We start from the raw sequence: 22,293 nt of genomic DNA on the forward strand, positions 1-22,293 counted from the left end.
TGGCGCGCGGGGCTCGGATGGCACGTCAGATCTCCTGGGGGTCGATTTCGACCTCCCAACGTACGGCCTTGGCCTCAGGGAGCGTCTGGGCCACCGGGAGCAGCGCGTGCAGGAGCTGATGCAGGGTGCCGCGGTGGTCGGATTCCAGCAGCAGTTGGGCGCGTTCCACTCGGGCGACTCGCACGATGCGCAAGGGTACCGGGTCGTACAGGCGTACCCCGGTGGCTTGCGGCAGTGCCTCGGCGGTCTCGCGGACGGCCTGCAGGAAGCTCAAGGCCACTCGAACCTGGCCTGCCTGGGCTGTGAACAGGGCTTGGGCCGAAAAGGGTGGCAAGCCGAGGTCCTGGCGTTCCGTCAGGGTTTGCTGGGCAAATAGGGGGTAGTCGTGGCTGACCAGTGCCTGGTAGACCGTCTGGTCGGGATAATCAGTCTGCACGAAGACCTCGGCACCGCCTGCCCGGCGTCCTGCACGTCCGGCCACCTGCATCAGTTGGGCAAACAGGCGCTCCGGTGCACGAAAATCCTGGGCGAAGAGCATGGCATCGGAATTGAGGACCCCCACCAGCCCCAGATGGGCGAAGTCGTGCCCCTTGGACACCATCTGGGTCCCCACCAGGATGTCTGCCTGGCCCGCGTGAACCTGCGCGAACAAGGCCTGCGCGCTGCCCTTTCGACGGGTGGCGTCGGCATCGATCCGCAGGACCCGGGCCTGGGGGAAGCGTTCATTCAGAAACTCTTCGACGCGTTGGGTGCCGTGCCCAACTGGCTGGATGTCCGGGTCGCCGCAGGCTGGACAAGCGCGCGGGACAGGTTGAGCGTCGCCACAGTGGTGGCATTGCAGCGTGTGTCGCCCTCGGGCGTGCCGGTGCAGGACAGTATGCGCCGTGCAGCGCCGGCATTGGCTGACCCAGCCACAAGAGGGGCATCGGAGCACGGGTGCGTAGCCTCGGCGATTGAGGAACACCAGGCTTTGTTCGCCCCGCGCCAGGCGAGCCTCGAGCGCCTGCACCAGTTGCGGCGCGAACCCTTCTTCGAGCGTCGCCCGCCGGGTGTCCACCAGGCGGATCTCGGGCAGGGGCTGAGCCTGTGCGCGCTCCGGCAGGGACAGGTAACGGTAGTCTCCCTGTCGGGCGTGGCGCCATGATTCCAAGGAGGGCGTGGCCGACCCGAGCACGACAGGGATGCCCAGGTCATGACCGCGCCAGATGGCGAGATCGCGAGCCGAATAGCGCAGGCCCTCCTGTTGTTTATAAGAGGTGTCATGCTCCTCGTCCACGACGATCAGGCCAAGGCGGGGCAGGGGAGTGAAGAGTGCAAGGCGCGTCCCCAGCAAAATGTCCGCTTCTCCACGAAAGGCGCGTAGCCAGGCGCGCAGGCGTTCTCCTTCGGAAAGGCGGCTGTGCATGACGACGAGGTGATGGTGTGATCGGCCTTCTGTCGTGCCCTCCGTCGTCTCGTCGTTGTGTGGTGCGGGCCCCAGGCGCTGGCGGACCACTTGCTCCAGCTGCGGGGTGAGATTGATCTCTGGCACCAGCAGCAGGATCTGGCGCCCTTGGGCCAGCACCTGCTCGGCGAGCCTGAGGTAGAGCTCCGTCTTGCCGCTTCCCGTGATCCCGTGCAACAGGGCAACCCCCCGGCCCGTCTCCAGCAGATCCTGCAGGCCCGCCAGGGCCTGGGACTGTGCAGGATTGAGGGTGGGCACTTCGACGCTTGACCGAGGTGTCTCGGGGGGGGGCTTGCGACCCGGACGCCGGTCCGCGCGATTCACCGGGCCGCCTCCTGCGCGGCTGCCAGTGTAGGCACCCGGCTTGCGCAGCGAAGGTGGCAGTACGGGGAGCACGACTTCACCCAGGGGCCTGTGGTAGTAGCGAGCGGCAAATGCGGCCAGGCGGAGCCAGTCTGCAGGCATCGGCGGCAGGTCCTCCAATGCCGCTTCGATGGGCTTGACCTTGTCCTCTGCGATATCGGGGCGTGTGCGCGTCTCCCAGACCATGCCGATCATTTCGCGCCGCCCGAAGGTCACCCGTACACGTACGCCGCGTGCAAGGGGGCGGTCGTGCGAGTAGTCGAACAGCCCAGGCAGCGGGACATCCAGCGCCACGGCCAGATAGACGAGAGGCTGTGGATAACTTTGTGGAGAAGCAGATGGTAAGGGCGGCTGCCGCACTTGAGTCAATTCGTCAAGCCCTTCCTGAATTGATCGATTGAGTTCATTTATTCATATAAAACAATGTGTTATGTCGCCAATCAACAATGAATCTCGAAACATTCGGGTAAGCCCCGATGTCGCTCGTGATTGTGCATAAGCACATTGCTCCGTGGCGGGTTTTTCCGCTATCTTCGTGCAAATGCTAGGTGCCGGCCTTTGTCCCGTGGTAGGCGGGGCTGGCGCGGTGGACTTCTTCTACCAGGGCCGACACTGCCTCTATAGGGGTGAACTGTGAAATGCCGTGCCCCAGGTTGAACACGTGTCCTCCCTGGTGGACGTGGCCAAAATCAGCCAGAACGCGGCGTGCCTCGTTGCGGATGGCTGCTTCGCCGCCAAAGAGTGTCATGGGGTCGAGGTTGCCTTGCAGCGCTACGCGGTCATCCACCGTGCGACGGGCAGCCGCCAGGTTGACGGTCCAGTCTACTCCCAGCGCGTCGCAACCCAAGTCGGCCATTTCAGCCAGCCACTGACCACCACCCTTGGTGAATACGATACGAGGCACCACACGCCCGTGGGCCTCTCGCTGCAGGCCTTCCAGTACCTGGCGGGTGTATTGCAGCGAAAACTGTTGGAACAGGCCGTCGGCGAGGACTCCTCCCCAGCTGTCGAAGACCATGACAGCCTGTGCGCCGGCCTGGATCTGCGCATTGAGGTATGCCTGCACAGCCTGGGCGTTGATCGACAGGATGCGGTGCAGCAGATCGGGGCGGCGGTACATCAGCGTTTTGATCTGGCGGTAGTCCGAGCTGCTTGCGCCTTCCACCATGTAGCAGGCCAGGGTCCATGGGCTGCCAGAAAACCCGATCAGCGGTACTGCACCGTTCAGCTCTTTGTGGATCAGTGCAACGGCATCGAAGACATAGCGCAGGCGGTCCAGGTCGGGAACCTGCAGTTGTGCGATGGCGGCTTCGTCGTGCAGGGGTCGCTTGAAGCGTGGGCCCTCGCCTTCTACGAATTGCAGACCCAATCCCATGGCATCGGGGATGGTGAGGATGTCGGAAAAGAGGATGGCAGCGTCCAGATCGAAACGCCGCAGTGGTTGCAGGGTGACTTCGCAGGCCAGCTCGGGATTCTGCGCCAGCGCCATGAACGAGCCTGCCTGTTCGCGAGTCTGCCGGTATTCGGGCAGATAGCGGCCCGCCTGACGCATCATCCAAAGCGGCGTGTAAGGCACTGGTTCGCGCAGCAGGGCGCGCAGGAAAACGTCGTTTTTCAGTTCAGACACAGCAGGATTCCTCGTGGCAACCCTGGATTTTACCCGCAAGCGGAGCAGAGCTCCGCCCGCGTCAGCGAGGCGCCATCGAGAGTGTACGAGCCCGTTCTGCGTGCAGGCCCGAGGGGCGACAGAGTACTAGCCTGATCCTGGGGCCGGGGCGCTGCTTTGCGGGAGGTCTGTCCGGTATGGAGAAGGATCGATGTCGTGCTTGCGCATGAGTGCCCAGAAGGCGCGCCGATGTTTTTGAGCGGTTTGAGCTGCCAATGTAATGTTGCCCGCGTGTCGGCCCAGTGCTGCACGAATATAGGCGCGTTCGAAGCGTGCGACCACTTCACCCTTGGCTGCGCGAAACGACGCATGTGACGTGGCCCGCTGGGTCGCCAGGGCCACCGCGTAGGCTTCGAGTTCGGTGCCCGAGCGGTCGAGAATGGTTTCACACAGGTGGGCCGTCGTGTCGGGCCCAGGGGTGCCAGAGATGGGACAGCTGCTTCGGTCGGCGGCTGTGCTTGCATAGCTGGGGGAATTTTCGGCGACAAGCACCCTGGGTGCTCGTTGAAGATTGTGTTCAATACGTGCGCGCAGTTCTTCAACGCAGAACGGCGGCTGCATGAAGTCGGTGGCCCCCAGCGCGAGCAAGTCCCGGATGGCCTGTGCACGAAGGCCTGCTGCGTAGATCATGAGAACAGCAGGTTGATGCAGCGGCTGTGCCGCAAGCGCCATGCGCCAGGTACCCAATGAGGCTTCATCCACGTGGATCAGCCCTGCATCGTAACGGCCTCTTTGCAGCGCGGCATCGGCCAGCATTGCTGTCGCGGTGTTCAGCTGCGGGGCCAGGGGGTGCAGCACCAGCCGTCCGCCGCTGCGGGGACCCGTAACGGTGTTGACCCAATCTTCCCGGCCTATGGCCAGAACGGCGCAATCCAGTCGTTCTCTCATGCTTGGCTCCAGAATTGTCAGGAGAGCTCAGGATAGGCAAACCCGCCCGACTGCGACAGTCGCAAAACTACGGCAGGGTTTACCCTGAAAATAACGACAGATCACGGCGTGAATGCGGTGGAAATCAGCGAATTGTCGTCTTGACGTCTGAGAGCAGGCGGCGATCGGTGGTACAGTGGCGCCGTTTTTAAAACAGGGAAGAGAGACTCAAGAATGGAATTTCTGAATTCGTTAGTCAATGGGATCAACAGCTTCGTCTGGGGTCCTGCGATGTTGGTGCTCATATTGGGCACTGGGTTCTTTTTAATGTTGCTGCTCAGGTTCATGCCGTTGCGCCGCATCGGCACGGGGTTTGCGATGATCTGGAGCGGGCGCCATCGTGGGGATGCCTCCCATGGCGAGATCAGCCCGTTCGAGGCTCTCATGACGTGCCTGGCGGCTACGGTAGGCACTGGGAACATTGCCGGTGTGGCCACGGCGATCGCCGTGGGCGGCCCAGGTGCCTTGTTCTGGATGTGGTGTACCGCCTTGGTCGGCATGGCCACGAAATACAGCGAAGTGGTCGTGGCCGTGCATTTCCGCGAGAAGGATGCCCGGGGCGAGCACGCCGGTGGTCCGATGTACGCCATCAAGAATGGCTTGGGCAAGAAATGGGTCTGGCTCGGGGTGGCCTTCGCGATCTTCGGTGGCTTTGCCGGGTTCGGGATTGGCAATATGGTTCAGGTCAACAGCATGGCCCTGGCACTCCAATCCACCTTCTCGATCCCGCTGTGGGTGACTGGGGTGGTGACCATGGTGCTGATTGGCATGGTGATTCTGGGCGGCATCAAGCGCATTGGCATGGTGGCAGCCTCGCTCGTCCCGTTCATGTGCGTAGCCTACGTACTGGCAGGCCTGGTGGTGCTGGCAGTCAATGTCGAACGCATCCCTGACGCACTTGACCTCATCTTCACCCATGCCTTCTCGCCAGTGGCTGCTACAGGTGGATTTGCGGGTGCGACCGTGATGGCGGCCATTCGTTTCGGTGTGGCGCGTGGGGTGTTTTCGAATGAGGCAGGTCTGGGGTCGGCGGGGATCGCTCAGGCCGCCGGGACCTCTACGGATGCTGTTCAGGCTGGGCTCATCGGCATGATGGGAACCTTCATCGACACGCTCATCATCTGCAGCATCACGGGCCTGGCGATCGTGTGCTCGGGGGTCTGGGACAGCGGCCAGAGTGGAGCGGCCCTTTCGGCTGCTGCATTTGAGGCCTCGATGCCGGGCGTCGGTGGTGCGGTACTGACGGTCGCTCTGGTGATTTTTGCTTTCACCACGATTTTGGGCTGGAGCTACTACGGTGAAAAATGCTGGGAATTCCTGTTGGGCGCCAAATCCACGGTCCCGTATCGCCTGATCTGGGTGGTCGCGATTCCGTTTGGTGCGGTCACCCAGCTGGATTTTGCCTGGCTCTTGGCCGATACCCTCAACGGTCTGATGGCCATTCCCAACCTGATTTCACTGTTGCTGCTTTCGCCCTTGATTGTGAAACTCACCAAGGCCTACTTCCAGCGTCGCCGTGAGGCTGGTTCTGCGGCCAGTGGTGGGCGCGAAGCAGCGGTGACCCAGTAACGGCAGGTTGTCGTTGCAATTGAAAAAGCCGGCGTGAAGCCGGCTTTTTCAATGTCGCTTGAAGATCTGCCTTATTTGGCAGCGTCCACCATGTACTGAATGGCTGCTTTCATTTGGGCGTCGGTGGCTTGTGAGCCTCCGCGCGGTGGCATGGCACCCACGCCGGAGATGGCTTTCTTCAGCATCGTGTCCAAGCCGGTCTTGATGAAGGGCTCCCAGGCTGCCTTGTCGCCAAACTTGGGCGAGCCTGCGGCGCCCACGGCGTGGCAGGCAAAGCATACCGTGTGGTAGAGCTTGTCGCCGACTGGATTGGTCGAGGCACCACTGCTGGTGGCTGCGGCGGGCTGCGGGGCTGCAGCAGCGACTTTCTCGGCAGGCTTGGCGGGCGTGGGCGCAGGGGCGGCCACGGGGGTCGGAGCGGGAGCTGCGGCAGGCGCCGCAGCCGGAGCAGCAGCGGGTTTGGCAGCGGCCGGTTCTTTGGGTTCCGGGAAGTTGGCACCGGAGTGGTTGGCCATGTAGACCACCGCACGGGCGACTTCGAAGTCATCCAGCGAGGCATTGCCTCCCTTGGGCGGCATGGGGCCGATACCGTGGATGGCGTTCTTGACCAGGTCGGCGTACCCCTGCTTGATGAAGGGAGCCCAGGACGCTTTGTCGCCGAACTTGGGAGCGCCCATGGCGCCTGGCGTGTGGCAGGCGGTACAGGTGGCTTCAAAGACCTGCTGACCCGTCTGGAAAACCCGAGGGGCGTTGGCATCCACCAGTTTGAAGCCCGCGACTGGTTGCAGACGCTTGGCGATGGCATCGGGAGTTTGCCCTTCGGAGCCGGCGCCGGAACGGATGGAAGAACCCACCATGTTGACGAGCAGGATGATGACGGTGATCGGGATCAGGAACGCCAGGATGACGGTGATGAGCAACTGACGCGGGGTCTTAATGGAGCTTTCACTTTCGTGTGCACTTTCGTGATCGGGGAGACTCATGTCGGGTTCCTGAAATATTGGGCCGCGACAGCAGAATGGTCGCGCAACGGGCAGTTACAAGCCCTATCCCGCAATTATAGCGACAGGCCCCGCCTGCTGCAGCCACGCGCAGCGTAGGGCTAATAAACACGCTACAATGGCGACCCCATGCGCATGTCCTTGCGCATGCGTCGTCCAGACACCCCCGCGCGCCCGTATTTCAATGGATAGAATGGGAGCCTCCGAAGCTTTCGATACAGGTTCGATTCCTGTCGGGCGCGCCACTGTTGGTTTCTACGCGGGTGCGGCCGCCGCATCGCAACGGCTGCACTTGACCTTCTTCGGCATCGCCGCTCCTTCGCGATGCGAGTTGCGTAGCGCCTAGCGCAGGGCCGCGTGAAACCGCGCCACGTAGTCCTCGAAGCTGATGGTGTCCGAGGCTTCCAGTTGCGTCTGCTCGGCGATGGAATCCCGTACAGCCTGATCGAATGCGGCCTCTGCCTGCACAGAAAGCTCACGCGCTTGCAACGCTGTCCAGTGCGCCTGACTCTGTTTCAGCGTCCAGTCGTGGAACTCTTGCTTTTCTTCGCGCAAGGCGGCGAGCAGCCGGGCCGAAGGCGTGGCTTCAGGCTGATTGACCTTGGTCATTTGGGCGGCGAGCGCGGCTCCGTGCTGGGTATCGCCGGTCGTTTCGTCCAGCAGCTGCGCATACGGGGCAATGTGTTCCAGGGCCCGTGCGGCCCATTCCTTGAGGGCGATGGGCTCGCCGTTGCGCATGAGCTCCAGCCCGGGGCGCCGACCTTCGCGTGCCACCAGCGCAAAGTTCTCCTGGCTTTCGGCGCAATTGCCCGGGGCCGGGAACATGGGGCTGTCTTCGACGGCGCAGCACAACAGGAAGGCGTCGAGGAAACGCGCGGTTTCGACCGTGATGCCGGCGGGGGCCCAGGGGTCGATATCCATGCAGCGAGCTTCGATGTATTGGATGCCGCGCTCGTGCAGGATGGTGTTGGGGCGTTCGCAACGACCCGCCGTCTGCTTGGGCCGAATGCTGGAGTAGTACTCGTTTTCGATCTGCAGGGTGTTCGTGTTGAGCTGGATGCGCTCGCCGTTGCGGTGGGTGCCGATGGCCTCGTAGGCCGGCGACGAAGTCGTACAGGCCTTGTAGATCCGCGCGGTGAAGGTATCCAGGTCGTTGTAGCAGAGCCTCAGTTCTGACTGATTGGGATTCTTGTAGCCCAGATCACTCATCCGCAGGCTGGTGGCCCAGGGCAGGCAGTAGGTGTCCGGGCTTAGTTTCGTCAGCTGTGCTTCGAACCCTGCTTTTTGCAGGAAGCTGCGCGACACGGCGGGAGATGCACCAAACAGGTACATCAGCAGCCACGAATGCCGCATGAAATTGCGGATCAGCGCCATGTAGCCGGTGTTGCGCCGCTCCTGTGCAGTGCTGCCGTCTGCCAGAACGTCCCAGGCCGACTCGGGCAGCGAAAAGTTGTAGTGCACCCCCGCGATGCACTGCATCACCTTGCCGTAGCGCCAGGCCAGGCCCACGCGGTAGACGTGCTTGAGCATGCCGGTGTTCGAGGTGCCGTACCATGCGACCGGGATGTCGGCCTCGTTGGGCAAATGGGCCGGCATGGACTGGTTCCAGATGGCCTCCGCAGGGTTGCGATGCGCCACGTAGGTGTGGGTGTCCGTCAGATCCGTGATCAGTGCTTGCGCGCTTGCGATTGGGCTGGTGATGAGCTCGAGCAGCGATTCTGAGTAATCGGTGGTGATGTGGGCGTTGGTCAGAGCCGAGCCCAGGGCGACCGGATGGGGAGTCATGGCCAGCTGGCCCGTGGCGTCGACCCGCAGGCCTTCTTTTTCGATTCCTCTCCGGATGCCTGCGAGCAGTTCCGGATGGGCAGCGAGCTGCGTGCGTCGGTCGGAGGCCAGGCTCATCATGAATGGGTACCAAGTTGGTCTGAATAAGGCATTTTAGACTAGCTGCTTTCGCCTGAAAGCTCGCGGCAGTGATTGTGTCGGCTGGCCGTACAATGACTGGACCGTCCGGCCGGAACTTGTTCTACCATGCGAGCGATCCGTATTCTGATGCTGTTGCTGTGCGCTGCGATACTCGCAGGGTGCTCACCGCGTTTCAACTGGCATTCGGTGGTCTTTGGCGAACAAGGTGCCAGCGGTGTTCTTCCTGATGCTGCTCATGTGCAGACGAAAACCGTTCAGTTTGGGTCCATCCCGTTGCCGTTGACCATGCATTCCGCGCACGCAGGCGGGGTACTGTTCGGGTTGGGCGAGGCGCCTTTACCGGCCTCCTTGTCCGGTGATCCTCAAGCGCGTGAGCGGCTGGATCGCTGGGCTGTAGCGTCGTTCTATCGCACAGCAGGGGTGCCGGTGCCGGCCACGTTACCCGCACCGGGTGAGCGTTTCGTGATCGAAGGACATGGTCCCAAGGGTCGCTTGCGTTTCGAGATCCAGATCATGGTGACGAATACTGAATGGCTCGAGGCGATCGTGGTGGCAACCCCTCATGATTTTGACCGTGCGCCGGTGGATGATTTTTGGCTGGCGCTGCGTTGGTCCGCAGCGGCGCCAGCAGGCAGTGCTGCAACGCAACAGTGATTGCCGCCTGCCGGGTGCGTACTTCAAGCTTTTCGCAGGTATTCGCGATGTGGAAGTTGACGGTGCGTTCCTGGATGCCGAGTATCTGGCCGATTTCCCAACTGGTTTTGCCTTGGGCAGCCCAACATAGGCAGTCGTGTTCGCGCTTGGTCAACGGTGTCATCCTGTTCTCCGGGGTGCCGCAAATGGCCAGACTTGTGATCTGAGTTTTCAATCGTCAAGAAATGTATCACGATTGATGAGGATGTTCCCGATTCGATAGGACCATTCGGCGCGACTAGGCGGCGGCAGGCCTGCTCCTCAGGGGTTTTACCCGGTGCTAGAATGAAAAACGAATTGGCGCCGATTTGCCTGATCCGCTTGCGGGCGCCCCATAAATCCCGCTAAAGAGGTCTCATGACCACACCTGCCGTATTTGCCGAACCTTCGGCTTCCTCGACTGACCTGCCTCCCGTTCCTGCCGGAAGCGTGGGTTATGTCACTCCGCAGTTTTTATCGTTCGACGAGCCGCTGACGCTTTCCAGCGGGCAGATCCTGCCCGCCTATTCGCTGGCCGTCGAGACCTATGGCGTGCTCAACGCCGAACACAGCAACGCCGTCCTGGTGTGCCATGCACTCAATGCGTCGCATCACGTGGCGGGGCTCGAACAGGCGTCGCCGCACCAAGAGGGTTGGTGGGACAACATGGTGGGGCCAGGCAAGGCCCTGGATACCGATCGGTTCTTCGTCATTGGCGTGAACAACCTCGGGTCGTGCTTCGGCTCGACCGGGCCCACCACGATCAATTCTGCGACGGGCCAGCCGTGGGGCGCTGAATTCCCGCTACTGACGGTCGAAGACTGGGTTCGTGCGCAGGTGCGCGTGGCGGATCATTTCGGGATTGCGCGGTTTGCAGCCGTCATGGGCGGGTCTCTGGGAGGCATGCAGGCCCTGAGCTGGGCCATCACCTGTCCTGAACGGGTAGGCGATTGCATCGTGGTGGCCAGTACCGCCCGCCTGAGCGCACAGAACATCGCTTTCAACGAAGTAGCGCGCAGGGCCATTCTGACCGACCCTGATTTCTGTGGCGGCGACTACTACTCCCACGGGGTGGTGCCCAGCAACGGCCTTTCGGTGGCGCGCATGGTGGGCCACATTACTTATCAGTCAGACGAGGTCATGGCCACCAAGTTCGGCCGCGCCCAGCGCACTCCTGGACCCAATGGTGAATACCACTATAACTACGATGTCGAGTTCGAGGTCGAGTCGTATCTGCGGCATCAGGGCGAGAAGTTTTCCCGCTATTTCGACGCCAATACGTATTTGCTGCTGACGCGTGCGCTGGATTATTTCGATCCGGCGCGTGAATATGGCGGCGATCTTGCCCGTGCCCTGGCGCCTGTTCAGGCCCGGTTCCTGCTGGTGTCCTTCACGACGGATTGGCGCTTTGCGCCCGAGCATTCGCGCGAGCTCGTGCAGGCCTTGCTGAAAAATCATCGCGAGGTCACCTACGCCGAAATTGACGCGCCCCATGGCCACGATGCGTTCCTGTTGGGTGACAAGCGCTACCATGCGGTGGTTCAGGGGTATTACGACGGCATTGCGCGGCGTCTCCATTTGGGTGAGCGTCGTCGCACTACGGGGGTATTGGCGGCATGAGTGGTGAATCAGTCATGGGGGCGCAGTCGGCCATGTCGGAACCGGCCGCCCCACGGATCGACCTGCTGCGCATTGCTCAGTGGATTGCCCCAGGCAGTCGAGTATTGGATCTGGGGTGTGGCGACGGTCAGTTGCTGGAGCATCTGCATCAGACGCGTCAGGTGCGCGGGGCGGGTGTCGAGATCGATGATGACCAGGTGATTGCCGCCGTGCGTCGTGGTGTACAGGTGATTCAGCAGAACCTCGAGGACGGGTTGGCGCTCTTCGATAACCAGCAGTTCGACACGGTCGTGTTGTCGCAGACGCTGCAGTCCATGCATCACACCGAACACATTCTGCAGGAGATGGCGCGGGTCGCCCGGTACGGCATTGTTTCCTTCCCCAATTTTGGCTATTGGCCCCATGGTTGGTCGATTCTGGCGGGGCGGATGCCGGTCAACGACCAGATGCCGTTCGAATGGTATGACACCCCCAACATCCACCTGTGCACGCTGCGTGACTTTCAGCTTCTGGCTGCGCGGCTGGGGTTGAAGGTCACGGATCTGGCCGCGTTTCGGGGCGAGCGCGAAATTCATTTTCTGAAGGGTTGGCGCAGCATGCTCGCCCTCTATCGCTTCGAGTCGCCGCAAGGCCGGCCCGCATGACCGGAGGCTGGGGCGTCTATCGCAGCCGGCGGGTGGCACCGCTGTTGGTGCTTGGGTTTGCCAGTGGCTTGCCGCTGGCGCTCACGTCTGGAACCCTGCAGGCCTGGGCCACAGTCGAAAACGTCTCTTTGCAGGACATTGGCTTTCTGACCTTGGCCGGGACAGCCTATACGTTGAAGTTCCTCTGGGCACCGCTGGTGGATCGCTTCGCGCCTCCTTGGTTGGGGCGCCGACGCGGCTGGGTGTTTCTCACCCAATGGTTGCTGGCCGCCTCGATTGCTGCCATGGGGTTCTTTTCGCCGGGCAGTCAGCTGCAAACCATTGCGCTGCTGGCAGTCTGGGTAGCTTTTCTGTCGGCCACGCAAGACATCGCCTTCAATGCCTACAGTACGGACGTCCTGCAGCACGACGAACGCGCTGCCGGTGCCGCCCTGCAGGTGATGGGCTATCGCCTGGCCATGGTGGTGTCGGGCGGCCTGGCACTCATTCTGGCAGATCAGTGGCTTGGGTGGGGAGCCATGTATTGGCTGATGGGCGGGTTGATGGCGCTCGCCTCACTTGCCACTTTGTGGGCGCCCGAACCTGCGTTGAGCGTTCAGCCGCCGCGTACTTTGCAGCAGGCAGTCGTGGAGCCCCTGCGGGAGTTCTTCGCGCGGCGCGGAGCCTGGATGGTGCTCCTGCTCATCGTGCTCTACAAGCTGGGGGATGCGTTTGCCGGCGCGCTGTCCACCACCTTTCTGTTGCGGGGGGTCGGATTCGACGTGACCGAGGTGGGCCTGGTGAACAAAGTCTTCGGGCTGGCGGCGACCGTGGTCGGCGCACTGGCGGGAGGTACTCTCATGACGCGTTTGGGGCTATACCGGGCCTTGATGCTGTTTGGGGTGCTGCAGGCCGTGTCGAACTTTGGCTATTGGGTGCTGGCAGTCACGCCCGCTCACTTGTATTCCATGGCCACGGTGGTGGCGGTAGAAAATCTGTGTGGCGGCTTGGGGACGGCGGCGTTCGTGGCCCTGCTGATGGCCTTGTGTCAGGCGCGGTTCTCGGCCACTCAGTTCGCGCTGTTGTCGGCCTTTTCTGCGGTGGGGCGTACTTACCTGGCTGGTCCATTGACCCCGGTGCTGGTGGCGTGGGCGGGGTGGCCCGCGTTTTTTGTGATGACGATTTTCATCGCGGTTCCTGGCCTGGCTCTGCTGTGGTGGATGCGTGGCCTGGTGCGAGCGCTCGATGTGGATGAGATGGCATGAGGCAGGCGTCGTCTCATTTTCCTTCGAGGTTGTGCGCAGCAAAATCGCCAGGCGTGGTCCCCGTGTGTTCGCGAAAGGTCGCGATGAACGAGGACAGGCTCTCGTAGCCACAGGCCAGTGCCACGTCGGTAATCCTCTCACCCTGTTCCAGCAGTGGCAGCGCATGCATCAGCCGGGCGCGTTGGCGCCATAACCGAAAGCCCAGCCCTGTTTGCTGCTGAAACAGGCGCGTGAGCGTCTTTTCCGAGACCCCCAGCCTGGTGCTGAACAGGCTGAGACTGGCTCTGTCGTCGGGGTTGTTCTGTAGTTGGCGGCAGATGGAGTGCAACCTGGGGTCAGCAGGCCAGGGCAAGATCAGACCCGCCTCTGGCGCCTTCGCGAGTTCGTCGATGAGCACCCGGACCAGCCGTCCTTCCGCCCCGTCCAGGTCGTATTCTGCCGGCAGGAGCGAGAAGGCACGAATGAGTTCGTGCAGCAGTGGCGAGATGGCCAGCACCCGACACTCCGACCATTTCAGTCCCAGGGCTTCGGTATCCAGATAAAGGCTGCGGATGACCGCCTGCGTAGACTGCTGGACCTGGTGCAGCAAGTTCGGTGGAATCCAGACCGCTCGTTGTGGCAAGGCAACAAACCGGGCGCTGGGGGTCCAGACTTGCAGATGGCCCTGGATCGTGTAGGACAACTGTGCCCATTGGTGCCGGTGACGTCGGGCGTGCACGATGTTGGGATGTCGGTCCAGCCCTCCGTAGACGGGGCGCGGCAACGTCTCGGGGATAGCGTCGTCAGGCGCGCCGACGCCGGAATCAGCAGCCAGCCGAATGTCCGTTCGCAAATGTTTCATGATCTTTTGGCGCCAAACCTTTCATTCAGCACAGTTTAATCTGGCTGCTGCAATTTCCCATCGACCGTCTGTAATTCATCATGTCCTCGAAACTCAGTCTTCTCTTTGACCGCTTCACTCTGACGCTGATCGCTGTCGTGGCGACCGCCAGCGTGCTGCCCGCGCACGGCGTGGGGGCTGTTTTCTTCAAGCATCTGACTGCCGCAGCCATTGCCCTGCTGTTTTTCATGCACGGTGCCAAGCTGTCGCGCCAGGCCATCGTGGCGGGGGCGACGCACTGGCGTCTGCATGTGGTCGTCTTCGCCTGGACGTTCGTGATCTTTCCGATTCTGGGCTGGGCGTTGAGGCCGGTGCTGGTGCCCTTGCTAGGTGCGCCGCTGTACGTAGGGGTACTGTATCTTTGTGTGCTGCCGGGGACCGTGCAGTCGGCCATTGCATTCACCTCGATTGCACGCGGCAATGTCCCGGCGGCCGTCTGCGCGGCATCCGCATCCAGCATCATTGGCATCGTGGTCACTCCGCTGCTGTTGCAGCTCCTGCTGCAGACCGACACGTCCGCGCTGGGCTCCGGCGACCTCCTGCAGTCCATTCTCCGCATCAGCCAAGAGATCTTGCTGCCCTTCGTGGCGGGGCATTTGATGCGTCCCTGGCTGGGGCGCTGGATGGACGGTCACCGCACCTTGGTCCGCAACGTGGATCAGAGCTCCATTCTGCTCGTCGTGTATACCGCGTTCAGCGAGTCCGTCGTCGAAGGGCTCTGGCACCAGGTGGATACGGTGTCACTGATCTGGCTGGTGCTCACCTGCATGGTGTTGCTGGGGGTCGTGCTCACGCTCAACACCTGGTCTACGCGGCGTCTGGGATTCAAGCGCGAAGACGAGATCACCATCGTATTCTGTGGCTCGAAGAAGAGCCTGGCGACCGGGGTGCCGATGGCAGGCGTGTTGTTCAGCGCCAGTGCGATCGGACCGGTGCTGTTGCCGCTGATGCTCTTTCACCAGCTCCAGCTCATGGTGTGCGCGGTGTTGGCACAGAATTACTTGCGGCAGCATGAAGCGGCACAAGCGGCACCCGAACGGACTGTGGCGGCTTCCGTATCGGGCTGACCGCAGGCTGGCCGGCTGATGCCGGCCTGTTGCCAAGAATGAAGGGCCTTGCAGATGACTGCAGGGCCCTCGTCGTCTGCGGATCGGTTGCAGCGCTGTTTTTCGTGTCAGGGATACTCCCGATGCATGGATTTCTAAACGGTATACAATATCCATTAAAGTAATCCGAACGAATCGCAACGGGGCAGACATGGTCAAAGTAACCCTACACAAGGGTGGGCAAATCTACCAGGACGAAGTGCAGGACAACGCCAATCTGGTCGTGCGCGCCGGCATCCGGCAGTTTCCCTACCCCAACTTGGCCTACAAGTGCGGGATGGGCAAGTGTGCGACCTGCGCGTGCAAGGTTCTGCAGGGGGCAGAGCACCTGCCCGCACCCAACTGGAAAGAGAAGAAGCAGTTGGGCGCGCTCCTGGACCAAGGCTACCGTTTGACTTGCCAGCTGTGGCTCACCCACGACATCGAACTGACTCAGGATATCGAGCCGGTTCACCACCACCACACGGATTCCGTGTCGGCCTCCGTTCAAAATGCTGTGGCTTGATGGAGTTCGCCATGTATGTAATTTTGACCAGCAAGCCGGACCTCTATACCTCCAGCCTGGAAGGCAGGGCCACGATTGTGGAGACCTACCGGTATATGTTCTACGGCCGCTGCAAGGCCATTTTTGAGATTGCGGAACTGGATCGGGACGCCAAAGTGACGATCACGGAATCCGAGCCGCCTTTCGTTCGCAACCAGGTGTCCACCAAATTTCTGGATCATTTCGAGACACGCGAACAGGCGCGCGCAGAGTTGGATCATTTGACCCGGTTTGGTGGGTTGCAGGCATCGCTCGAGCGCTGTGACGCTCGCGAAGCCGGTGTTTGAGCAGGTGCAGGAGATGGTGACGATTACGTTTCTGAACAATGGCGACAAGACGGTGCAGGCGCCCGACAACAGCAATCTTTTGCGTGTCTCGATCCGTGAGAAGGGAGGGATTCCTTTCAAATGCGGGGGTGGCATCTGCGGCACCTGCAAGTGCCACATCGAAGAAGGGTTGGAGCATACCGACGCGATCAAAGCCAAAGAGCGGCGTCACCTGAAGCCCGAAGACTTTGAGGCAGGCTACCGGATGGCCTGCCAGACCTTCGTCAACGGCGACATCAAGGTGTCGTGGTGAAGGCCATGCTGCACTTGAGCGATGACGACGTATCCCGTTTGGTGAGCCCCGAAGCGGCCCGGGCCGTGCTTCGCGATGCCTTTTTGGAATTCGGTTCGAACCATGCAGCGGTTCAGCGGCGAGAGCGAACTGAATCGGCTGGAGTGAAACTCTCCACGCTGGGGGCGGTCATCCCGTCGCAGGGGGTCGTGGGTGCCAAGGTCTACACCACGATCCAGGGCCAGTTCGGGTTTGTGGTCATTCTGTTCTCGGCAGAAAGTGGCTTGCCGCTTGCCACGCTGGACGCGGGTGCGCTGACGCGCATCCGAACGGCAGCATGCTCGGTGCTGGCGGCTCAGGCTTGCGTGCATGAGCCGCCTCGGGTGTTGGGCCTCTTTGGCCTTGGGGTACAAGGGACTGAGCACGCGGTTCAGATGGCGCAGGCTTTTCCTCTGCAGCAGATTCTGGTGCATGACCCGCATAGTGCGGATCGCGCCGTGGTGGATCTGGAGGCCCGTACGGGCGTCTCGGTGCGCCGCGCGGCACCTGAAGATATTGCGGCTTCGGCCGGTCTTCTGGTCACCGCGACGCGCTCGAAATGTGCCTTGTTTTCTGGCGACCTCTTGCAAGACGATGCATTCGTGGCCGCGATTGGTTCCAGCTTGCCGTCGACGCGTGAGCTGGACGACCGGGCGTTGCAGAGAGCCCGGCAGATCATTGTGGAATGGAAGCCACAGACGCTCAGCGAAGCAGGCGATCTGGTGCTGGCTTCCCCCGATGTCGATCTGGGGCGCAAGCTCATCGAGTTATCACAGCTGCTGGCGCGTCCCGAGGCGCCCGAGCAGCGCCATGGCATCTACATCTATAAGGCCGTGGGAATTGGCTTGGCCGATATTGCCTTGGCAGGCCTCGCCTATCGGGCAATGCACGCGTGATGCGGGTCGGGCCGCAGGCCCGATGCCTCACATCAAACTTGAGCCTCGGCGCGTATCGTCGGAGCCGGTGAGTCACCTTTTTTTTCACGTTCTTGAGTGTACGCACGCGCGGCATTGTGCACGTGCTGGGTGGCCAGCAGGCCCGCCAGTTCTGCGTTGCCCGCAATCACGGCGCGCAGGATCTGGGCATGGTCTGCCCAGTTCTCGCGCACGCGCCGCATGTTGCTGGGTGCGAACACCAGCGCCGTACGGTCGCGCAGCGAATTCATCAAGTCCATGAGCACCGGGTTGCCTGTGACGGTGGCGAGCGTTTCGTGGAAGGTGCGGTTCAGCCGTCGGCAGGTTTCCCAGGCTTCGGCACCTTCGCGTTCAGCTGCCGCCGTGCCTTCTTTGAGAATGCCCTGAAGTTGTTCTATGGCAGCCTCGTTGCGCCGCTCTGCCGCCAGGCGCGCATTGAGTCCTTCGAGGGCGGCGCGAACTTCGACCATGTCGTAGGCGAGCTCGTCGGACAGGATGGCGACAGAAGCACCCCGGCGCGGCTCGATGGTGACCAGGCCTTCGGCGGCGAGCGCCCGTAGCGCTTCGCGGACCGGGATGCGTGAAACCGCCATTTCGTCGGACAACCGGCTTTCGACCAGCCGTGCCCCAGGGCGGAATTCGCCCTGCAGGATTCGGTCGCGCAGCCGGTCTCGGATGAGCGCGAAAAGTGGGGAGTATTGATCGCCGATTTTGAGATCGTCGCGATTTGCGGTGGAACGCGACGAAGGATGACTCAGTTTCGTGGAATTGACGCTCATGATGCGGTTCTCGACACGTTTCCGTCTACGTGCTTAGTATACAGGACGACAATGGCTGGTTTCTCTGTCGAACAAACCATGAATTCGCTGCTCAGGCCCATTGCCACAGGGTCTTCACTGCCAGGACGATGGCGCTCACTGCACAAAAGATCAGCAGCCCGTGGCGCAGTGCTGGCCCACTGACGCGGTGTCGTGCGCGGTTGGAGAGCCAGAACCCGCAGAATAGAAATGGCAGCAACGTGACGCTCAGCAGCACGTCGCGCAGGCCATAGTGCCCAGAGAGGGCCAGCAGACCGATCGAGACAGTGGCGCCACAGGCCAGTATGGCCCCAATGGTGGCGCGAATGGACGGTGGTGCGCTGTATTGCATGATGATGGCAAGCGGAGGAGAGCCCACCGATGTGAGTGTCCCCATGACCCCCGAGACCAGTCCGGCAACGCTGGCATTGCCTCGTGTGACGGCAAACTTGAGGCCCGACGCACTGAGAATGACGGCGAGCAGGATGAGCCCCGCGAATACCAGGCCAAGTGCCCCCCGCGGCAGGTGGCTGAGTGCCAGGACCGCGATGAGAGCCCCGACGGTGCGGCCCCCCAGAGCAAAAGAGGCTGGCTGCCAGGCGATATGCTGCCGTTCGCGCAGCGCCGTCAGTAGCGTGGCCATTCCGCCGAGGGTCAGCAGTGGGCCTGGCACCAGTTCGGGGCTCACGATAAGTGCCACCGGCGCCGCAAACATGGTGAACCCCACGCCACCCATCCCTTGCAGAAAGGCTGAACCCAGAATTAGTGCAGCCATCAGGGCGTAGATCCAGGGGTCAGTGAAGGGAAGGAGGGTCGTCGTCATGGGAGGGGCGTTTGAGAAGAAAAGCGTGTTCAGTGCCAGAGGAAGCCCCGTGCGGGCGGGCAGGTCATTGAGGGTTGTAACTCAAATAGTATGCTGTATACGAATGTCTGAAATGATAGGCCACTATCGATGATTCGAAGACTTGGTTCCGAGATGGTGATTTCCCTAGGCGTTCAAAGAATTTCTGGCAAAATCGATCAAGGCAGTGCCTGCAGCCCTCCATGCAGACACTGATTTTCCCTATGGTTTCGCCACTTCTGTGTGCCGGATTCAGTCGGGATCTGATGTTCTGCCACAGGCGAAGAAAGCAGCTTTAGGGGAAACCCGTGTATTCGGAAGGGGATTAGGAAGAATAACATACTGTATACAGAATGCTCAGATGCATGAGCATGACTGTTTTGAAGGTTTCTGACTGATTCGTTCGCGTCATTTTCAACGTGTTCTTCCCCGGGTATCGACCCGGGGTTTGTCTATAGGGGAGGCTCATGGGCTCAGAAGTCACTCTCAGCCTGGCGCACTGGCTATATCTGCTCAGTGTGCTGGTGATCATCGGTACGATGATCTTTCGTGCCAACGTGGTAGTTCCTGCGGTGGTTGGCACTTTCTTGGTCGTCACGGCGCTCACGGGCAACCCCGTGAGTGGGTTCATCGGAATCTTTTCGGCCAGCTTCGTGGCCGCCAAGGAGCTCTTCAATATCTTCCTGGTCATCACGTTCATGACTGCACTGCTCAGCGCTCTCAAGGCGGTGGGAGCAGACGTCCTGATGGTGAAGCCCTTTCAGCACGTCATGCGAGGTGGGGCCTCGTCTTTCATCGTTCTGACGATCATCACGTACGTGTTCTCGTTGTTCTTCTGGCCCACGCCGGCAGTTCCGCTGGTATCGGCCGTCTTGCTGCCGGCCGCCATTGCTGCAGGGCTGCCTCCGCTGACCGGTGCCATGGTGATCGCCATCGCTGGCCAGGGGATGGCGCTGTCGTCCGACTACATCATTGGTGTGGCACCGGGAATCAGCGCGAAGGCTGCTGGCCTGGCCAGTGCTCAGGGGGTGGCGGACAAGGCGCTCATTCTGTCGTTGATCACGGGCATCATTGCGCTGGTTCTGGCGTATTTCTTCACGCGCAAGAGCATTCGCAAGCCTGACCCGGCATTGCTCGATGACTGGCAGGCCCTGGCCAGCGACGGCACGATGGCGCCTATCGAACGCTCAGGCAGCTTCGACAAGGCCGAGATGGCTCGCAGCGCGGATGCGCCCCAGGAAGACGTGCCCTATGCCTCCAGGGCACAGGCGCATCTGAAGAAGTGCGGCAGGGTGTTTGCCGTGGTGACGCCGTTGGCTTTCCTGGCCGTCATCCTGGTGCTTGTCTTGCCGACCATCTTCCCGAAACTTCCGGCGTTGCGTGGCGGCGATGCGGCGGGCCTGGTGGGGGGTGTCGGGTTTGCGCTCATGATGCTGGTCTGTCTGATGTACGTCGGGCCGCGCCGGATGCTGGACCTGTGTCCTGACTACATGACCGATGGCTTCGTGTTTGCGTTCAAGGCCATGGGCTCGGTCTTGCCGATTGCCGGGTTCTTTTTCCTCGGCACCTCGGACGCCACGGCGCAGATCCTGGGGATTCCTTCGGCCCACGCGCCCGCACTGCTGTTCGAACTGATCACGGCGGCCCAGCACTTCATTCCCAACAACGCATTCATGATGGCGTTTGGCGAGCTGATCGTGGGGATGGTGACCGGCATTGATGGTTCAGGCTTCTCCGGTCTGCCCTTGACGGGGTCTCTCGCAGGTGCGATCGGGCCTGTGGCTGGCGTGGACGTGGCCACATTGGCCGCGATTGGTCAGATGGGGTCGGTATGGACGGGCGGTGGCACGCTGATTGCCTGGTCCTCGCTGATCGCCGTAGCGGGCTTTGCCCGTGTGTCGGTGCTCGACCTGGTGCGCGTGCTGACGATTCCGGTTCTGGTGGCCTTGGCAATCTCCACCACGTTTGCCGCAATCTGGATGGCCTAGGAGAAAATCGATGGGCAATCGCCAGCAGGGCGCACGTCAAGCCATGGTTTCCACAGGCAATCCTCTTGCTGCACAGGCGGCTCGTGACGTGCTCCAGGCAGGCGGTTCGGCAGTGGATGCGGCGATTGCCGCCGACGCGGTCATGGGGGTGGTCGAGCCCATGGCCACCAGTGTGGGCGGCGATCTGCTGGCCATGGTCTGCCCGCAAGGGCGGCCCGTGGTCAGTTACAACGGCACGGGTCGTGCCCCCGAGGCGTTGCAGCCGGACCTGATCGAGGCGCTGCCGGGAGGGCGGATACCCGAACGCCACCCGCTCTCGGTCACGACACCCGGTGCCGTTCGAGGCTGGTGGGATTTGCACCGGCGTTTCGGGCGGCTGCCGTGGCGGGCATTGTTTCCGTGGGCCATCCGTCATGCCCGCGATGGGTTTGCGGTGGCTCCGGTGTCCGCGCACGAATGGAAACTGTTTGATTTCGTGGTGCGACGGCACCCCGCATGTGCACAGTTGTACCGTGCGGGCAACTCCCCTGTGGCGGGAGAGACCTTCGCCAATCCGGCGCTGGCCCTGACGCTCGAACGTATCGCGGCCGACGGGCCGGATTATTTCTATCAAGGTCCGGTGGCGGCTGCGGCTGCCGCTGCGGTTCAGTCGGAAGAGGGCGTACTGGATGCCAGTGATTTCGCACGGCATGAAGGTAATTTCGTGACGCCACTTTCGCTCGATTTTCACGGGGCGCGCATTCACGAGTGCCCACCCAACACGCACGGCGTCGCCATCCTGGATGCACTGGCAGCGGTTCAGGCGGTCGCTGGGGACCCCGAAGACCCCGCCACCTGGGTGCAGATGGTGCAGGCCACTGCGGCCGCCATGGCCAAGGCCAAACGCACGGTTGCCGACCCCTCCGGGAACACGGTCTGTACCGTGGTCGATGACGGACAAGGTCTGGCCGTCACGCTCATGTCCAGCATTTTCAAACGATTCGGATCGGGCATCGTGGTGCCCGCGCACGGATTTTGCCTGCAGAACCGGGGTTTCGGGTTCTCTGAGCTGGGCCACGTCAATGGCCCGGCACCGGGCAAACGCCCCTATCACACGGTGGTCCCGGGGCTCACGACGAAGGACGGCGAGTTCTATCTGGGGATGGGGGTTGTCGGGGGGCTCATGCAGCCGCAGGGCCAGATCCAGATCCTGACTCGGGTGCTGGCCTGGAATAGCGGCCTGCAGTCTGCGCTGGATGCGCCGCGCTGGCGACTGGAGGCGGGCGACACCCTGGCAATCGAAAACGGCTTTCCTGACAGGATTGCCCAGGCTTTGCGTACCGCAGGCTACGAGCCTCCGCATCCGGCGGTGGGTGAATTGGCGGGGCGCAGCGACTTCGGAGGCGCGCACGCCGTGCGGCGCCATCGCGATGGGACGTTGGAGGGGGCCGCCGATCCGCGTAAAGACGGCCAGTGGCTGAGTGTCTCTGTTTCAGTTTGAACGGATTTTCGGGGATAACCCTTATTTTCTAGTACGGTATACGGTATACAATAATCTATATGTTGAGGGT

Annotated in this window: 20 protein-coding genes, 1 tRNA gene, 1 pseudogene and 1 riboswitch; of the genes and pseudogenes, 13 read left to right on the forward strand and 9 right to left on the reverse strand. The window is 61.8% G+C overall.

Features of this window, described 5'->3' with window-relative positions; all coding sequences use genetic code 11:
• Positions 1 to 25 precede the first annotated feature (25 nt).
• From VF285_RS01550 to VF285_RS01560, 3 genes are all read right to left on the reverse strand, one after another.
• On the reverse strand, positions 26 to 2,167 hold the full coding sequence (locus tag VF285_RS01550) for a primosomal protein N' (protein WP_346950939.1): 2,142 nt from the start codon (positions 2,165 to 2,167) through the stop codon (positions 26 to 28).
• 184 nt (positions 2,168 to 2,351) lie between these two features.
• On the reverse strand, positions 2,352 to 3,434 hold the full coding sequence (hemE, locus tag VF285_RS01555) for a uroporphyrinogen decarboxylase (RefSeq protein ID WP_346950852.1): 1,083 nt from the start codon (positions 3,432 to 3,434) through the stop codon (positions 2,352 to 2,354).
• A 126-nt stretch (positions 3,435 to 3,560) separates the two neighbouring features.
• Positions 3,561 to 4,361, reverse strand: coding sequence for a hypothetical protein (locus VF285_RS01560; protein ID WP_346950853.1), 801 nt, complete (start codon positions 4,359 to 4,361; stop codon positions 3,561 to 3,563).
• A gap of 213 nt (positions 4,362 to 4,574) precedes the next feature.
• On the opposite strand from VF285_RS01560, the gene VF285_RS01565 reads away from it, so the two are divergent.
• Complete coding sequence (locus VF285_RS01565) at positions 4,575 to 5,969, forward strand: sodium:alanine symporter family protein (RefSeq protein WP_346950854.1); 1,395 nt, start codon at positions 4,575 to 4,577, stop codon at positions 5,967 to 5,969.
• Positions 5,970 to 6,040: 71 nt separating this feature from the next.
• Here VF285_RS01565 and VF285_RS01570 read toward each other — a convergent pair whose 3' ends face one another.
• Entirely contained in the window at positions 6,041 to 6,952 is a 912-nt protein-coding gene (locus VF285_RS01570) for a c-type cytochrome (protein ID WP_346950855.1), read from the reverse strand.
• A 188-nt stretch (positions 6,953 to 7,140) separates the two neighbouring features.
• Here VF285_RS01570 and VF285_RS01575 point away from each other — a divergent pair.
• A tRNA-Arg gene (locus tag VF285_RS01575) sits at positions 7,141 to 7,215 on the forward strand.
• Positions 7,216 to 7,312: 97 nt separating this feature from the next.
• Here VF285_RS01575 and gshA read toward each other — a convergent pair.
• A complete protein-coding gene (gene gshA / locus VF285_RS01580; RefSeq protein WP_346950856.1) occupies positions 7,313 to 8,875 on the reverse strand; it encodes a glutamate--cysteine ligase in 1,563 nt (520 codons plus the stop codon).
• A gap of 126 nt (positions 8,876 to 9,001) precedes the next feature.
• Here gshA and VF285_RS01585 point away from each other — a divergent pair, with 126 nt between their 5' ends.
• Positions 9,002 to 9,550: a hypothetical protein gene (locus tag VF285_RS01585; protein WP_346950946.1), complete on the forward strand. Its 549-nt coding sequence runs from the start codon at positions 9,002 to 9,004 to the stop codon at positions 9,548 to 9,550.
• Positions 9,551 to 9,599: 49 nt separating this feature from the next.
• Here the strand turns inward: VF285_RS01585 and VF285_RS01590 are convergent.
• Positions 9,600 to 9,713 (reverse strand): annotated as a pseudogene (locus VF285_RS01590) (helix-turn-helix domain-containing protein); the annotation flags it as partial.
• 166 nt (positions 9,714 to 9,879) lie between these two features.
• Positions 9,880 to 9,958: riboswitch (SAM riboswitch) on the forward strand.
• Here VF285_RS01590 and metX point away from each other — a divergent pair.
• The 3 genes from metX (at position 9,947) to VF285_RS01605 (ending at position 13,076) form a co-directional block, all read left to right on the forward strand.
• Positions 9,947 to 11,188, forward strand: coding sequence for a homoserine O-succinyltransferase MetX (metX, locus tag VF285_RS01595; RefSeq protein ID WP_346950857.1), 1,242 nt, complete (start codon positions 9,947 to 9,949; stop codon positions 11,186 to 11,188). Its footprint overlaps the riboswitch before it by 12 nt.
• 14 nt (positions 11,189 to 11,202) lie before the next feature.
• On the forward strand, positions 11,203 to 11,832 hold the full coding sequence (gene metW / locus VF285_RS01600) for a methionine biosynthesis protein MetW (RefSeq protein ID WP_346950940.1): 630 nt from the start codon (positions 11,203 to 11,205) through the stop codon (positions 11,830 to 11,832).
• Positions 11,829 to 13,076, forward strand: coding sequence for a muropeptide transporter (locus VF285_RS01605; RefSeq protein ID WP_346950858.1), 1,248 nt, complete (start codon positions 11,829 to 11,831; stop codon positions 13,074 to 13,076). The genes metW and VF285_RS01605 overlap by 4 nt, the downstream gene beginning before the upstream one ends.
• Positions 13,077 to 13,089: 13 nt before the next feature.
• Here VF285_RS01605 and VF285_RS01610 read toward each other — a convergent pair whose 3' ends face one another.
• The gene (locus VF285_RS01610; RefSeq protein WP_346950859.1) at positions 13,090 to 13,917 is read right to left on the reverse strand and encodes a helix-turn-helix transcriptional regulator; all 828 of its coding nucleotides are present in this window, start codon (positions 13,915 to 13,917) and stop codon (positions 13,090 to 13,092) included.
• Positions 13,918 to 13,997: 80 nt separating this feature from the next.
• Between VF285_RS01610 and VF285_RS01615 the strand changes: the two genes are divergently transcribed.
• The 5 genes from VF285_RS01615 (at position 13,998) to VF285_RS01635 (ending at position 17,099) form a co-directional block, all read left to right on the forward strand.
• The gene (locus VF285_RS01615; RefSeq protein ID WP_346950860.1) at positions 13,998 to 15,023 is read left to right on the forward strand and encodes a bile acid:sodium symporter family protein; all 1,026 of its coding nucleotides are present in this window, start codon (positions 13,998 to 14,000) and stop codon (positions 15,021 to 15,023) included.
• A 190-nt stretch (positions 15,024 to 15,213) separates the two neighbouring features.
• Positions 15,214 to 15,567, forward strand: a complete 354-nt coding sequence (locus tag VF285_RS01620) for a 2Fe-2S iron-sulfur cluster-binding protein (protein WP_346950861.1) — start codon at positions 15,214 to 15,216, stop codon at positions 15,565 to 15,567.
• Between the two features lie 11 nt (positions 15,568 to 15,578).
• Positions 15,579 to 15,893, forward strand: a complete 315-nt coding sequence (locus VF285_RS01625; RefSeq protein WP_346950862.1) for a ferredoxin — start codon at positions 15,579 to 15,581, stop codon at positions 15,891 to 15,893.
• Positions 15,894 to 15,897: 4 nt separating this feature from the next.
• On the forward strand, positions 15,898 to 16,185 hold the full coding sequence (locus VF285_RS01630; RefSeq protein WP_346950941.1) for a 2Fe-2S iron-sulfur cluster binding domain-containing protein: 288 nt from the start codon (positions 15,898 to 15,900) through the stop codon (positions 16,183 to 16,185).
• Positions 16,186 to 16,190: 5 nt separating this feature from the next.
• Positions 16,191 to 17,099, forward strand: coding sequence for an ornithine cyclodeaminase family protein (locus tag VF285_RS01635; protein ID WP_346950863.1), 909 nt, complete (start codon positions 16,191 to 16,193; stop codon positions 17,097 to 17,099).
• Positions 17,100 to 17,131: 32 nt separating this feature from the next.
• On the opposite strand, the gene VF285_RS01640 is transcribed toward VF285_RS01635, so the two are convergent.
• Both VF285_RS01640 and VF285_RS01645 read right to left on the reverse strand, forming a co-directional pair.
• Positions 17,132 to 17,896, reverse strand: a complete 765-nt coding sequence (locus VF285_RS01640; RefSeq protein ID WP_346950864.1) for a GntR family transcriptional regulator — start codon at positions 17,894 to 17,896, stop codon at positions 17,132 to 17,134.
• A 91-nt stretch (positions 17,897 to 17,987) separates the two neighbouring features.
• Complete coding sequence (locus VF285_RS01645) at positions 17,988 to 18,737, reverse strand: sulfite exporter TauE/SafE family protein (protein ID WP_346950865.1); 750 nt, start codon at positions 18,735 to 18,737, stop codon at positions 17,988 to 17,990.
• Between the two features lie 485 nt (positions 18,738 to 19,222).
• Between VF285_RS01645 and VF285_RS01650 the strand changes: the two genes are divergently transcribed.
• Both VF285_RS01650 and VF285_RS01655 read left to right on the forward strand, forming a co-directional pair.
• Entirely contained in the window at positions 19,223 to 20,743 is a 1,521-nt protein-coding gene (locus tag VF285_RS01650) for a hypothetical protein (RefSeq protein ID WP_346950866.1), read from the forward strand.
• A 10-nt stretch (positions 20,744 to 20,753) separates the two neighbouring features.
• Positions 20,754 to 22,223 (forward strand): gamma-glutamyltransferase family protein, encoded by a 1,470-nt coding sequence (locus tag VF285_RS01655; RefSeq protein ID WP_346950867.1) that lies wholly within the window; start codon positions 20,754 to 20,756, stop codon positions 22,221 to 22,223.
• Positions 22,224 to 22,293: the final 70 nt, after the last annotated feature.

This window comes from Castellaniella sp. (assembly GCF_036379515.1).
In the GTDB taxonomy this organism is placed as follows: domain Bacteria; phylum Pseudomonadota; class Gammaproteobacteria; order Burkholderiales; family Burkholderiaceae_B; genus Castellaniella.

Coding starts and splice junctions, on each gene's coding strand:
- VF285_RS01560 (WP_346950853.1), bottom strand. CDS start 4,361: ATGAGAGAACGACTGGATTGCGCCGTTCTGGCCATAGGCCGGGAAGAT.
- VF285_RS01565 (WP_346950854.1), top strand. CDS start 4,575: ATGGAATTTCTGAATTCGTTAGTCAATGGGATCAACAGCTTCGTCTGG.
- VF285_RS01570 (WP_346950855.1), bottom strand. CDS start 6,952: ATGAGTCTCCCCGATCACGAAAGTGCACACGAAAGTGAAAGCTCCATT.
- gshA (WP_346950856.1), bottom strand. CDS start 8,875: ATGATGAGCCTGGCCTCCGACCGACGCACGCAGCTCGCTGCCCATCCG.
- VF285_RS01585 (WP_346950946.1), top strand. CDS start 9,002: ATGCGAGCGATCCGTATTCTGATGCTGTTGCTGTGCGCTGCGATACTC.
- metX (WP_346950857.1), top strand. CDS start 9,947: ATGACCACACCTGCCGTATTTGCCGAACCTTCGGCTTCCTCGACTGAC.
- metW (WP_346950940.1), top strand. CDS start 11,203: ATGGGGGCGCAGTCGGCCATGTCGGAACCGGCCGCCCCACGGATCGAC.
- VF285_RS01605 (WP_346950858.1), top strand. CDS start 11,829: ATGACCGGAGGCTGGGGCGTCTATCGCAGCCGGCGGGTGGCACCGCTG.
- VF285_RS01610 (WP_346950859.1), bottom strand. CDS start 13,917: ATGAAACATTTGCGAACGGACATTCGGCTGGCTGCTGATTCCGGCGTC.
- VF285_RS01615 (WP_346950860.1), top strand. CDS start 13,998: ATGTCCTCGAAACTCAGTCTTCTCTTTGACCGCTTCACTCTGACGCTG.
- VF285_RS01620 (WP_346950861.1), top strand. CDS start 15,214: ATGGTCAAAGTAACCCTACACAAGGGTGGGCAAATCTACCAGGACGAA.
- VF285_RS01625 (WP_346950862.1), top strand. CDS start 15,579: ATGTATGTAATTTTGACCAGCAAGCCGGACCTCTATACCTCCAGCCTG.
- VF285_RS01635 (WP_346950863.1), top strand. CDS start 16,191: ATGCTGCACTTGAGCGATGACGACGTATCCCGTTTGGTGAGCCCCGAA.
- VF285_RS01640 (WP_346950864.1), bottom strand. CDS start 17,896: ATGAGCGTCAATTCCACGAAACTGAGTCATCCTTCGTCGCGTTCCACC.
- VF285_RS01645 (WP_346950865.1), bottom strand. CDS start 18,737: ATGACGACGACCCTCCTTCCCTTCACTGACCCCTGGATCTACGCCCTG.
- VF285_RS01650 (WP_346950866.1), top strand. CDS start 19,223: ATGGGCTCAGAAGTCACTCTCAGCCTGGCGCACTGGCTATATCTGCTC.
- VF285_RS01655 (WP_346950867.1), top strand. CDS start 20,754: ATGGGCAATCGCCAGCAGGGCGCACGTCAAGCCATGGTTTCCACAGGC.